Annotated in this window: 14 protein-coding genes and 2 tRNA genes; 14 read left to right on the forward strand and 2 right to left on the reverse strand. The window is 57.7% G+C overall.

The genetic code is table 11. The annotated features are described in order from the left end of the window. Positions 1 to 95: 95 nt before the first annotated feature. Together BBAG_RS04055 and BBAG_RS04060 are read right to left on the reverse strand one after the other, a co-directional pair. Entirely contained in the window at positions 96 to 545 is a 450-nt protein-coding gene (locus tag BBAG_RS04055; RefSeq protein WP_003826388.1) for a hypothetical protein, read from the reverse strand. 185 nt (positions 546 to 730) lie between these two features. Next, entirely contained in the window at positions 731 to 1,351 is a 621-nt protein-coding gene (locus tag BBAG_RS04060) for a YczE/YyaS/YitT family protein (protein WP_003826390.1), read from the reverse strand. 506 nt (positions 1,352 to 1,857) lie between these two features. Between BBAG_RS04060 and holA the strand changes: the two genes are divergently transcribed. The 14 genes from holA (at position 1,858) to BBAG_RS04130 (ending at position 12,571) form a co-directional block, all read left to right on the forward strand. After that, a complete protein-coding gene (gene holA, locus BBAG_RS04065; RefSeq protein ID WP_033508151.1) occupies positions 1,858 to 2,832 on the forward strand; it encodes a DNA polymerase III subunit delta in 975 nt (324 codons plus the stop codon). A 20-nt stretch (positions 2,833 to 2,852) separates the two neighbouring features. Beyond that, positions 2,853 to 3,422 carry a tRNA (adenosine(37)-N6)-threonylcarbamoyltransferase complex ATPase subunit type 1 TsaE gene (gene tsaE / locus BBAG_RS04070; protein WP_003826395.1) on the forward strand — a complete coding sequence of 190 codons (570 nt, stop codon included), beginning with the start codon at positions 2,853 to 2,855 and terminating at the stop codon, positions 3,420 to 3,422. 6 nt (positions 3,423 to 3,428) lie between these two features. Then, positions 3,429 to 4,223 carry a tRNA (adenosine(37)-N6)-threonylcarbamoyltransferase complex dimerization subunit type 1 TsaB gene (gene tsaB / locus BBAG_RS04075; RefSeq protein ID WP_003826397.1) on the forward strand — a complete coding sequence of 265 codons (795 nt, stop codon included), beginning with the start codon at positions 3,429 to 3,431 and terminating at the stop codon, positions 4,221 to 4,223. Then, positions 4,220 to 4,732, forward strand: coding sequence for a ribosomal protein S18-alanine N-acetyltransferase (gene rimI, locus BBAG_RS04080; protein ID WP_003826399.1), 513 nt, complete (start codon positions 4,220 to 4,222; stop codon positions 4,730 to 4,732). The genes tsaB and rimI overlap by 4 nt, the downstream gene beginning before the upstream one ends. Continuing rightward, positions 4,729 to 5,772 (forward strand): tRNA (adenosine(37)-N6)-threonylcarbamoyltransferase complex transferase subunit TsaD, encoded by a 1,044-nt coding sequence (gene tsaD, locus BBAG_RS04085; protein ID WP_003826400.1) that lies wholly within the window; start codon positions 4,729 to 4,731, stop codon positions 5,770 to 5,772. The genes rimI and tsaD overlap by 4 nt, the downstream gene beginning before the upstream one ends. Before the next feature lie 118 nt (positions 5,773 to 5,890). Continuing rightward, positions 5,891 to 5,963, forward strand: a tRNA-Asn gene (locus tag BBAG_RS04090). A gap of 46 nt (positions 5,964 to 6,009) precedes the next feature. Next, a tRNA-Asn gene (locus BBAG_RS04095) sits at positions 6,010 to 6,082 on the forward strand. Between the two features lie 211 nt (positions 6,083 to 6,293). Next, positions 6,294 to 8,327, forward strand: coding sequence for a threonine--tRNA ligase (gene thrS / locus BBAG_RS04100; RefSeq protein WP_003826402.1), 2,034 nt, complete (start codon positions 6,294 to 6,296; stop codon positions 8,325 to 8,327). Positions 8,328 to 8,421: 94 nt separating this feature from the next. Further along, complete coding sequence (locus BBAG_RS04105) at positions 8,422 to 9,177, forward strand: YebC/PmpR family DNA-binding transcriptional regulator (protein WP_003826403.1); 756 nt, start codon at positions 8,422 to 8,424, stop codon at positions 9,175 to 9,177. A gap of 6 nt (positions 9,178 to 9,183) precedes the next feature. Then, the gene (gene ruvC, locus BBAG_RS04110) at positions 9,184 to 9,765 is read left to right on the forward strand and encodes a crossover junction endodeoxyribonuclease RuvC (protein ID WP_003826405.1); all 582 of its coding nucleotides are present in this window, start codon (positions 9,184 to 9,186) and stop codon (positions 9,763 to 9,765) included. Positions 9,766 to 9,833: 68 nt separating this feature from the next. Next, the gene (ruvA, locus tag BBAG_RS04115; protein ID WP_003826407.1) at positions 9,834 to 10,451 is read left to right on the forward strand and encodes a Holliday junction branch migration protein RuvA; all 618 of its coding nucleotides are present in this window, start codon (positions 9,834 to 9,836) and stop codon (positions 10,449 to 10,451) included. A gap of 1 nt (position 10,452) precedes the next feature. Next, positions 10,453 to 11,514, forward strand: a complete 1,062-nt coding sequence (gene ruvB / locus BBAG_RS04120) for a Holliday junction branch migration DNA helicase RuvB (protein WP_003826411.1) — start codon at positions 10,453 to 10,455, stop codon at positions 11,512 to 11,514. A gap of 38 nt (positions 11,515 to 11,552) precedes the next feature. Further along, positions 11,553 to 11,975 carry a preprotein translocase subunit YajC gene (locus tag BBAG_RS04125; RefSeq protein WP_033508273.1) on the forward strand — a complete coding sequence of 141 codons (423 nt, stop codon included), beginning with the start codon at positions 11,553 to 11,555 and terminating at the stop codon, positions 11,973 to 11,975. Between the two features lie 11 nt (positions 11,976 to 11,986). After that, complete coding sequence (locus tag BBAG_RS04130) at positions 11,987 to 12,571, forward strand: adenine phosphoribosyltransferase (protein ID WP_033508271.1); 585 nt, start codon at positions 11,987 to 11,989, stop codon at positions 12,569 to 12,571. Positions 12,572 to 12,630: the final 59 nt, after the last annotated feature.

Consider the following 12,630-nt stretch of genomic DNA (forward strand, 5'->3'; position numbering starts at 1 on the left):
TATGGCGGTCTGCTATGACGGTGGCCGAAGCACGATGTCATAGCAGACCTCTACAACGCCGCTATGCCCTGTCTTTCCCTGCTTTCCCGACCGAATCAGTACCCTTCGTCTATGAACGTCCAGCCGTTATGGGCATCGGTTGACTGAGGATTCCACGCATACCAGAGTCCCCAGCCAGTGGTCTTCCCATGGGGCAATGAGATCGAACCGGCGCAGGTGAAGTCGCTTGTCAGCATGATGACGTTATTAATTCCATGCTGTTCGATGGCAGTGGAGACGGATGAGCTGCCGCCTTCCTGCGCCGCGCTCTGCTCGAGCGCGAGTAGGGCTTTGGATTGCTTATCGTCGTAGCTGATCGAATCGATTCGGCAGCCATGGAACCCCCGCAGATGCTTCAATGCCACGGTCTCGGCGTCCCGTATCTGCGTCTGCGTGAATTTTCCGGTGCCGGTGATGACGGTTCGTGTTCGGGAGGTATCGGCCGGACTGGAGGAGAACCATGCGAACGCACATGCCACGGCTATAACCGCCACAAGAAAGATCATTACCTCGATTATGGGTTTCCCATCTGTCCGCTCGTGTCGATTGCGTCTATCCACAGCAAGCCACCCCTGCTCCTGATTCCATGTTGTAGGCGCCACCACTATATTGCGGCCATATGGACAGGCCAGTCAGGGTGGAAGGGGAAGGGGCTCAAAGAAAACGCTTTGATCATTCCGGGGCGGTGATGTCAGCGATTGCGATCGGTGACCAGCGCAAGCGAACGGATACGTTCCGGGAACGCGAACACCCTGTTGACGCCATTGATAACGGAACCGACGCACAACGCCGAAATAACCGTGCCCAAGCCGACGCCCCGCAACGTACCGAAGAACGCAAACGACAACACCACGGCAATGGCTATCAACGTAATATCGAACACGATCTTCGTCGTGCCATACTTGGCGTGCATGACAATCGACAAGGCGCGCACAATCCCCTCGCCAGGAACCATCAGCACGTTGGGCGAAACCTCGATCACAATGCCGAACCCCATGATGCAGCAGCCGGCCGCCACACACAGCAACCGCTGCCACAGCGTCGTCGGCGTGAGAAACGACAGCAGCGACATACCCACGTCGATCATCGCGCTGAACAACACATTGACCAAGATCTGCAACAGCTGCACCGGATGGAAATCCCGCCTCAGCAACGCAACCTGCAATGCGATGAACACCATATTCATGATGAACGTCATCATGCCGAAACTCAACGGAAACCGCAGACTCAGCACATACGGCACACTGGAAATCTGCGACGTGCCCATATCGCCCTTAGTAATAAGCGCAATGGCGAAGGAATTAATCACCACGCCACAAGCAAAACAGGCAAAACGACTGCCAATATGATTCACCAACACTCCCTTCCATCTTCAGCTAGGCAAAGCACAACGTAAGAAACCGTCTCGACACTCACCCGCATGGCCACACTGTGAAACACAACACGAAAACCATCCACACAAAGAGGTAAACCATTACCAGTTCCAGTTCGGCAACGACGCATGAACAGGAACACCAACGGAAGGTAAGCACATGCGCAAGGACAACATCAACTTCATCCCAGACGACTCCGCCAGCCACGAGTGGGCCGAATACGACAGTCAACTCGTAGAGGAATACGCGGAACAACTCAGAACCATCAGCTTCGGCTGAGCCAAAACAACTCCAACACCAACGGGGAGGCCGTCGAACCACACGACAGCCTCCCCGCCGCATATCCAAACCACCCCAACACAACGCACAGATCGAACAAATGTTCGAACACACAAACCCCAACACAACACCAAGGATTGTCCAGCGATATAGCGAAATTGAAACCATGGCAAAACAAGCAGGAAACCCGCCCGTGCGCATCGTATACGGCGGAGACGCCTTCATCAACGAACAAACCACGCGCGACCTATGCCACAAGGCACTCACCGTACGGCCGGACGCCGAACTCATCGAACTCGACGCAACAACCACCGACCAATACGCCTTCAACGAAGCAGTCAGCCCATCACTCCTATCCGACACCGCAATCGTACATATCGCCAATCTGCAGAACGCCGACGACAAACTCGGCGAAGCCATAACCACCTACTGCAAACAAGCCTGCAAAGACCCCGGCAACTCCAGCATCATCATCTGCCAACACGAAGGCGGCAACAAAGGCAAACGACTCATCGACCAACTCACCCGAGCCGGAGCCGGCAAAGAAGACATACCAGACCTCAAAAAACCCGAAGCCAAACTCAACTTCGTCCTCGCCCAATTCGAACGACACAACCGACGCGTCGAACCCGCAGCCGCACAACAACTCGTCGACGTCCTCGGCGAACGCACCGGCGAACTCGCCGCCATGTGCAACCAACTCTGCTTCGACTTCGACGACAACCCCATAGGAATCAACCGCGTAAACCAATACCTCACATCAAACGCACAAGTCACCGGATTCACGCTCGCCGACACCGCACTCGCAGGGCATACCGCAGACGCCATCGTCATGATGCGCTCGGCCATAGAGCAAGGGGCCTCGCCCATAGCGCTTATCGGAGCGCTCGCTTCGAAACTACGCGGCGTGGCCAAGGCAGCCGCGGTGAAATCGGGGACCATTTCCACGGCCGAGGCCGGAATGCCGTCTTGGATGCTCAAGCGTGTACGGCTCGGTGGATGGACGTCCGCCGGGCTATCCACGTGTGTCCAAATGCTGGCATGGGCCGACGAGCAAAGCAAAACCAATGGTGGCGATCCCGTCTATGCGCTTGAGCGCAGCATCGAATGCATCGCGAACAAAGGAAGGGAGCAACAGTGAGCATGCGCAATGGAACCGGTATGCAGGATAATGCAATCACCCTCGAAGCCCCAAACGAGGAAGCCATGCGGAACATCGGGGAGCGTCTTGCAGGTATCGTGCGCGGCGGCGATGTGCTGCTGCTGTCAGGGCCGCTTGGTGCCGGTAAAACCACGCTTGCGCAAGGTTTTGGAGCAGGGCTGGGCATCGGCGAGCCGATCGTGTCGCCGACCTTCACCATTGCGCGCGAACTGGATGGCGTATTCCCGGGTGGCGGGCATGCCCATATGATCCATGTGGACGCCTATAGGCTGGGAGGTTCCGACTACGCCCCCGGGCAGGACGGCATCGACCGGCTTCTTGATGAGCTTGAATCGCTGGGACTCGACGAAGAGCTTGAGGATCCCGGCGAGAACACCGTGGTTCTGATGGAATGGGGGGAGCAGATGGCCGCCGCCCTTGCCCCGGAACGTCTTGAGATCCATATCGATCGCCCGGCGCAACTTGTGCAAAACACCGATGAGCCGACCAGCGAAGGTACTAGAATCGTCACTTTGGTGCCTGTCGGCAGTGATTGGGCGCAACGAGCAGCAACTCTCGCAGGAAAGTGACAAGATATGGGCGTGAACGAAACGGTGCTGGTGATCGACACATCATATGGTTCCACAGTCGGTGTGGTGGGATATGACCCCATTGTGGAATCCGATTCGCGTACGCATGTCGAGAAGCTGCAGGTCAATATCGCCAAAGCCTTGGAGACTGCCGGCCTTGCCCCCAGTGATATCAGCGGTATCGTCACGGGCGTAGGGCCGGCGCCATTCACCGGCCTGAGGGCCGGCATCGTCGCGGCGAAGGCGATCGCCTTCGCCACAGGCGCCAAACTGGTTGGGCAGAATATTCTTGAGCCGCAGGCATGGTGGAACGCCGAACGCCATGGCAGCGCGGATGACGGACTGCGGGTTCTCACCCTTGCCGTGAATGATGCACGACGAAAGCAACTGTATTTCGAACTCTGCCAGCCTGCGTCACCGGACGACGCCGCACATGACGCTCGGCCGTTGATCGCCATGGATATCGATTATCCGGCCAATATCGTCGAACGGGTCAATGATGCGGTTGCAGCCTATGAACGTCGATTCGACGGTAGGGTAGTGGTCGATGTCGTCGGTCATGGTGCGGCCAAGTACTCGGACGCATTGGCGTCGATCCAGCTGCTTGGCGATATCGTGGACGAATCCGTGCTCGACCAAGGCGCGCATGGTCTCGGCATTTTCGCTCGACGGTATGACGCCTGTGATATCGCTCGGGGTGAGTCTCCTGTCGAGCCTTTGTATCTGCGTCGCCCCGATGCCGAAGTGCCGAACCCGTTGAAGCATGTACTCGGTCACGGCGGCGTGAAGGCTGCACGATGATCGTCGATATTACCGAGCTTGACCGGGAACAGACGATTCGATCCATCAGCGCGTTGGAATCGGAGCTGTTCGGCAGAGGGGCATGGAGCGAGTCGGCTGTTCGTCAGGAGTTGGACGCCCCCGCCCGAACCTATGTCGTGGATATGGACGACCATGCCGGTATCCGTGGCTACGCGGGTTTCTGGTATGACGGTGACGATGCCGAACTCATGACCATCGGCGTCGGCAAAGCATATCAGCGGCAAGGAATTGCCGCAGCCCTGCTGAAACGGCTGATTCAGGAAGCCGATACGCAGGGTGCCGCACGAATGCTGCTCGAGGTAAGAGTGGACAATATGCCGGCATTGGCCTTATACCAACGATTCGGCTTCCAGCGTCTTGGATTGCGTAAGCGCTATTACCAGCCGGAAGGCATCGACGCTTACACCATGAGCCTTGACATAGCGCGACCCCATATTGCTGGATTCCAGTCCGCGAACACCGTACGGAAAGAAGGAGAAGAGCGATGAGCGAACCTGTTGTGCTCGGCATCGAATCCACTTGTGACGAAACGGCGGCGGCGCTTGTGCGTGGGCGTACATTGCTGTCCAACGTGGTTGCATCATCCATGCAGGAACACGCGCGTTATGGTGGCGTGATTCCCGAAATCGCGTCCCGCGCCCACGCCGAGGCGTTTGTGCCATGTGTAAGCAAGGCACTGGCCGATGCGAATATGACATTGCGGGACGTGGACGCGATTGCCGTGTCCGCAGGGCCGGGACTCGCCGGATGCCTTGCGGTCGGCGTTTCCGGTGCCAAAGCGCTTGCGTGGGCAAGCGGCAAACCGTTATACGGCATCAATCATGTCATCGGGCATATCGCCGTGACCCAACTGCAATTCGGCCCGGTTCACGAAAACACCATGGCATTGATTGTGTCGGGCGGGCACACCTCGCTGCTGCATGTAACCGATATCGCCCGCACGATTGATGTGGTCGGCACCACGCTGGATGACGCGGCGGGCGAGTGTTTCGACAAGGTGGCCCGACTATTGGGATTCCCATACCCGGGTGGGCCTCATATCGATCGTCATGCGCAGCATGGCAATCCTCAGGCCATCAAGGTGCCACAGGGGCTTACGCAGGGTCAGGCCGGTGCCAAGCACCCGTATGATTTCAGTTTTTCCGGTGTGAAGACAGCAGTGGCGCGTTGGGTGGAAGGCCAGCAGGCTCTGGGCCGCGAAATTCCCACCGATGATGTGTGTGCCTCGCTGGCGGATTCCGTGGCGACCGTTCTGGCGAAGAAGACGATGCGCGGATGCCGGCAGTATGATTCCGACACTCTGATCGTCGGCGGCGGTTTCTCCGCCAATTCGCAGCTGCGTGCCAAGCTTCTGGAATACGGCAGAAGCAATGGCGTGGATGTCCGCATCCCCGAGATCAGGCTGTGTACCGACAATGGCGCGATGGTCGCCGTGCTCGGCGCGAGCCTCGTAGAGGCCGGAGTGGCTCCCAGCGACCCCGATTTTTCCATTGATTCGGCCATGCCGCTTACCACAATTTCACTGTAAAACTCGATTAAACCCTTGTCGTACAAGGCAACACGCCGTGTGAAGCGTCGATTTGCACTTGCTTGAGCAGTGTGTATTATATGTGTCTTGTGCGCAAGGGAAACCTTGCAAGCAACATTCCCGCGTAGCTCAGTTGGCAGAGCGTCTGACTGTTAATCAGAATGTCGCTGGTTCAAGCCCAGCCGCGGGAGCTCAGAACGAGTTTCCTGCACAGGAAGGTTGTTCACAATTAAATATTCCCGCGTAGCTCAGTTGGCAGAGCGTCTGACTGTTAATCAGAATGTCGCTGGTTCAAGCCCAGCCGCGGGAGCCCATCGGAGGCCGTCGGCGTTATGCCGGCGGCCTTTTTGTTTCTCTTCGAATGCCGTATAAGCCAACAGCACCGGCATATTTTGCATCCTGGTGCCGCATAGCTGAGCGGCGTTTGCTTTTGTCGTGCCGAATGCCTATCGTGGCTGCTGTTGATAACCAGTCCAGGCCTGCACATTGGTACCGCGGGCCCCGATAGCAAAGGACACATCATGGCGCAAAGCTCCATCTCCATCACAGTCAACGGCGAAGCGAAGGAGGTGGAAGCAACCACCACCGGCGTCGAACTGTTCTCCGATGACAAGAACATCATCGCAGTGCGTTTGAATGGCGAACCGCGCGATCTGTATACGCCGCTTTCCGACGGCGACACCGTTGAAGGCATCGCCCTTGATTCCGAAGACGGCATCGCGATCATGCGTCACTCGGCAACCCATGTCATGGCCCAGGCCGTGCAGGAGATCTATCCCAATGCCAAGCTTGGCGTAGGTCCCGTGATCAAGGACGGCTTCTATTACGATTTCGATGTTGAGCAGCCCTTCACGCCGGAGGATCTGAAGAACATCGAAAAGCGCATGCAGCGCATCATCAAGTCCTCGCAGTCCTTCCGCCGTCGCGTGGTGACTGAGGAGGAGGCGCTGGCCGAGGAAGCCGATCAGCCGTATAAGATCGAGCTCATCAAGGACAAGGAAGCGCATCTGGATCCGGCTGCCGCAACCGAGGTCAGTGAGAAGGAACTGAGCTTCTACGACAATGTCGACCGCGACGGCAATGTGGTCTGGAAGGATCTGTGCCGTGGCCCGCATCTGCCGAACACCCGCTACATCAAGGCGTTCAAGATCGAACGTTCCGCCGCCGCGTACTGGCGTGGCAGCGAAGCCAACCCCATGCTGCAGCGCATCTATGGCGCGGCCTTCGCCACCAAGGAAGACCTCAAGGCATACCAGACCCGTCTTGAGGAGGCCGCCAAGCGCGATCACCGTAAGCTTGGCGCCGAGATGGACCTGTTCTCCTTCCCGGACGAGATCGGCCCCGGTCTGGCCGTGTTCCATCCGAAGGGCGCTGCGGTCATCAACGCCATGGAAGACTACTCGCGTGAGATGCATCGCAAGCATCACTACAGCTTCGTGCAGACCCCGCACATCACCAAGGGCGGACTGTACGAAACCTCGGGCCATCTGCATTGGTATAAGGACAGCATGTACCCGCCGATGCGTCTGGATGAGGAGAAGGACGAGAACGGCAATGTGACCAAGCAGGGCTTCGACTACTACCTGAAGCCGATGAACTGCCCGATGCACAACCTGATCTTCAAGTCCCGCCAGCGTTCCTACCGTGAACTGCCGCTGCGTCTGTTCGAGTTCGGCACCGTGTACCGCTACGAGAAGTCCGGCGAAGTGCATGGTCTGACCCGCGTGCGCGGTTTGACCCAGGACGATTCCCACATCTACTGCACTCGTGAGCAGATGAAGGATGAGCTGAAGAACCTGCTGACCTTCGTATTGGGGCTGCTGAAGGACTTCGGTCTGGACGACTTCTATCTGGAGCTGTCCACCAAGGACCCCCACAAGTATGTCGGTTCCGATGAGATCTGGGAGGAGGCCACCAATACGCTGGCCGAGGTGGCCAAGGATTCCGGACTGGAACTGGTTGACGATCCTTGCGGCGCCGCGTTCTACGGTCCGAAGATCTCCGTTCAGGCTCGTGACGCCATCGGCCGCACCTGGCAGGTGTCCACCATCCAGCTCGATTTCAATCTGCCTGAGCGCTTCCAGCTTGAGTACATCGCCGCCGATGGCACCCATCAGCGTCCGGTGATGATTCATCGTGCCCTGTTCGGCTCCATCGAGCGTTTCTTCGCCGTCCTGCTCGAGCATTACGCGGGTGCGTTCCCGGCATGGCTCGCTCCTGTCCAGGTGCTTGGCGTGCCGGTCGCGGACGAGTTCGCACCGCATCTGCAGAAGTTCATCGCCAGCCTTGAGGAGGAGACCGTCCGTTGCGAGATCGACCTGTCCGACGATCGCTTCGGCAAGAAGATCCGCAACGCCTCCAAGTCCAAGGCGCCGTTCATCCTCATCGTCGGCGAAGAGGATATGAACAACAATGCCGTGAGCTTCCGTTTCCGCGACGGCAGCCAGCTCAATGGCGTACCCGTCGACGAGGCCAAGGCCAACATCATGAAGGTCATCAAGAAGCGTGTCCAGGTGAACACGGTCGATGACTTCAAGGCCGCCATCGCCGACTGAATCCTGTGGCGCTAGGCGGCGTTGTCCGCAATGTCTGCTTAGCGCCATACAATCTTTTTCGTTTGTCAGTAATCGTTTATCTGCTAGGAGCATTATGTCCGGTCATTCCAAGTGGGCGACCACCAAGCACAAGAAGGCTGCCATCGACGCCAAGCGCGGCAAGCTGTTCGCCAAGCTCATCAAGAACATCGAAATCGCTGCCCGTCAGGGTGGCGGCGATCCCGACGGCAATCCGTCCCTGTACGACGCGATTTACAAGGCCAAGAAGGCTTCCATGCCGGCCGACAACATCAAGCGCGCCGTCAAGCGCGGCTCCGGTGAGGAAGCCGGCGGCGCCAACTACGAAGACATCGTGTACGAGGGCTATGCACCCGCTGGCGTCGGCCTCATCATCGAATGCCTGACCGACAACCGCAACCGTGCCGCGGCAGAGGTGCGTTCCACCCTGACCAAGGGTAACGGATCTCTGGCTACCAGCGGTTCCGTGTCCTTCAACTTCGAGCGTAAGGGCCAGATCGTGGTTCCCGCCGAAGGCGTGAACTTCGATGATCTGTTCGAGAAGGCCGCTGAAGCTGGCGCTGAGGACGTGAGCGATGACGGCGAGGTGTTCACCGTGGTCACCGGTCCGTCCGACCTGACTGAGGTGCGTAAGGCTCTGCAGGATGCCGGTTTCGATTACGATTCCGCCGATCTGGTCATGGCTCCGAAGAACGAGGTCGAGCTGAGCCTTGAAGACGCTCAGAAGGTCTCCAAGCTCATCGATAACCTCGACGATCTGGACGATGTGCAGAACATCTATTCCAACTGGACCGCTTCCGACGAAGTCATGGCTCAGCTGGATGAGGAGTAATCCTCGATGATTATTCTCGGCGTCGACCCCGGACTTACTCGTTGCGGGGTCGGCGTTATCGAAGCCGGCGCTTACCGCCGGCTTTCCTTTATTCATGTGGATGTGGTTCGTTCCGCGCCGGATGTGTCCCAGGATCTACGACTGCTTGCCATCTACAATGGACTGGTCGAGAAGATGGATCGCTTCGTGCCGGATGTCGTTTCCATCGAGCGTGTGTTCGCGCAATCGAATCACAACACTGTACTCGGTACTGCGCAAGCGGCTGGATTGGCTATGCTCGCCGCTGCACAGCGAGGCATCCCCGTGGCGTTGCACACTCCGACCGAGGCGAAGCTTGCCATCACCGGCGACGGTCGTGCGCAGAAGATTCAAGTGGAACGTATGGTCACCCGTATCTTGAACCTGAACACCATGCCCACTCCGGCCGATGCCGCCGATGCGTTGGCCTTGGCCATATGCCATGCGTTGCGGCCGTCAGGCGCATTGCAGGGAGGGGAGCGCGAACAGCATCTCACCCCGGCACAGCGTCAGTGGGCTCAGGCGGCGCAGAAAACACGCCGACGTTCCTCGACGGATAGGGGAATGTAGCACCCAATACTGCATAATCCGCCAGACTCGTGTACACTGTCGAACAGTTGTTCGAATAGGGAGGCGTGATGATTGGTTCATTGCGAGGTACCGTCGAGATGGTCGATACCACCCAGGCGGTTATAGAAGTCGGCTCTGTGGGCTACGAGGTGCGTATGCCGTCGGCTGATCTGTCGCGTCTGCATACCGGTCAGGAGACTCGTGTCTGGACGTATCTGAACGTTTCTCAGGACGCCATTACCTTGTATGGTTTTCTGGATTCCTCGTCGAAGAAGATGTTCCTGCAGCTCATCAAGGTCAATGGTGTTGGCCCGAAAGTGGCTTTGTCGCTGCTTTCCACGCTTACCGCGAATGATCTGGCCAAAGCGGTGGCCGATAACGACGCGACCGCATTGGCCAAGGCTCCGGGTATCGGCAAGAAGGGCGCGCAGAAGATCATCCTCGAGTTGAAGGGGTCCATTAATTTGGAGGATCTAGGGGAGAAGGCTCCGCAATCGGGTGCCTCGACCGATCCGGGAGCCAAGCAGGTGGTGGAGGGGCTGATGTCTTTGGGCTGGCATCAGCAGGATGCGCAGTATGCGGTACAGGAGGCCTGCGAATCCAATGGCATTGCGATGCCGCTGTCGCAGGAGGATGTGCCTCAGGTGCTCAGACTCGCCTTAACTTCGTTGGATAGGGGACGGTGAAATGGCACAGCCTTACGAACAGGTGAATTCCGACGCCAATGAGGAATCGTTGCGTATGGTTTCCTCGCAGCCCATCGGGAACGAACCGGTCAGTGATGAGGAGTTGCGCCCGCATGTGCTCGATGGGTTCATCGGGCAGCCTCAGCTGAAAGCGCAACTGAGACTGTTCCTTGATGCGGCTCGCAAGCGGGAAACGCCACCGGATCATATTCTGCTGGCTGGCCCTCCGGGTTTAGGCAAAACAACGTTAGCCATGATTGTGGCTAACGAGCTTGAGGTTCCGATTCGTATCACCTCCGGACCGGCCATTCAGCATGCCGGAGACCTGGCGTCCATTCTCAGCTCGCTGGAACCCGGCGAAGTATTGTTCGTTGATGAGGTTCACCGTCTGCCGCGTGCTGCGGAGGAATTGCTGTATATCGCCATGGAGGATTTCCGTGTGGATGTGATGGTGGGCAAAGGGCCGGGCGCATCGTCGATTCCGCTGACGCTTCCACGTTTCACCATGATCGGTGCCACCACACGTGAGGGCATGCTGCCGTCCCCATTGCGCGCTCGTTTCGGTTTTACCGCGCATCTGGATTTCTACCCGCATGAGGAACTCGAAAAACTGGTGGAACGTTCCGCCGGCGTGCTCGGCCTTAGGATTGACCGTGAAGCGGCGCATGAGCTTGCACTGCGTTCCCGGGGCACACCTCGTATCGCCAACCGGCTGCTACGTCGCGTGCGAGACTGGGTCATCGTTCACGACCTGCCGCAGGCGTCGGCCGAAGATGTACGTCAGGCGCTTGCCCTGTATCAGATCGATGCCGAGGGGCTCGACCGGCTTGACATCGCCGTGCTGAACGCCATCGTTCGTAATTTCCAGGGTGGCCCGGTGGGGTTGAATACGCTGGCCGCGATGGTGGGGGAGGAATCGGAAACGGTGGAAACCGTATGCGAACCTTACCTGGTGCGCGAGGGGTTCCTCATCCGCACCCCGAAGGGACGCGTGGCGACTCCGAAAGCCTGGCAGCATCTCGGTATGCGGCCGAATGAGGATGATGTCAATAAGAGTTTCTAGTATTGCCTTTTGGATTACCGTTATCTTTAAAGGAGCTTATAGTGCAGTCCTCCCTGTTTCTCGGTGTTGTTATTATTGCCTTTTTCGGCATGATGATCTGGCAGTCCAAAAAAGCCAAGGAGCAACAGCAGGAGCGCAAGGATTTCCGTGCGAACCTTCAGCCCGGCACCGAAGTCATCACCATCGGGCAGGTCATCGGCAAAGTCGTTGAGGTCGACAATCAATACGACGAGATCGTCATCGATACCGAGGGCACCAAGATGCGTTTCGCACTGAATGCCATTGCTCGTGAATATGTTCGCCCGGCCTACGTTTCCGATGATGAAGTCGACGAGTACGGCAATCCGCTTCCCCAGAACGAGCTCGAAACCTCCGAAGAAGCCAAGACCACTGATGGCGCTTCCGATGATGCGCAGAAGCCTGTCGACGCCGATCAGTCCGTCGAGACCAAGAACGATTGATGAGTGCGACGATGACCAGAAACAGCGACATCACCATCAAAGCACTGCAGGCAGTCGGTGAGGAAGACGCGGAATATCTCGTCTCGCTCATCGGATCGACGCCCGGGTTCCCCAAAGACGGCATCATCTTCCGTGATTTCATGCCGGTGCTTGCCGACGCCCGCGGATTGGATATTCTTCTGCGCGGCTTCGCGGCAGCGCTTCCCATCGACCCTAGCGATTTCGATACCGTTGCAGGTCTTGAATCGAGAGGTTTTCTTTTCGGGCCGGCTTTGGCGAGCAGATTCGGCAAAGGCTTCGTAGCCATTCGCAAGGCGGGAAAACTCCCTCCGCCTGTTTTCACGGAATCATATGATCTCGAATATGGTTCGGCCAGTGTCGAGATCGAGCAGAATGCCATTCATCCCGGTGAGCGTGTGCTCATTGTCGATGATCTGATCGCCACTGGCGGCACTGCACGTGCCGGTGCCGATCTCATTGAAAAGGCGGGAGGGCATGTAGCAGGATTCAGCTTCCTTATGGAACTCGATGGACTTAACGGATACGCCAAGCTGTCCGAGGCTCCCATCAGCACCCTTATCGCAATGCCCGCCTGATAAGGCCGTATTGCATAGCAAAATCAAATACAGTAAGCCAGACACAATCAGGAATCGAT

This window comes from Bifidobacterium angulatum DSM 20098 = JCM 7096 (assembly GCF_001025155.1).
GTDB classification, from domain to species: Bacteria; Actinomycetota; Actinomycetes; order Actinomycetales; family Bifidobacteriaceae; genus Bifidobacterium; species Bifidobacterium angulatum.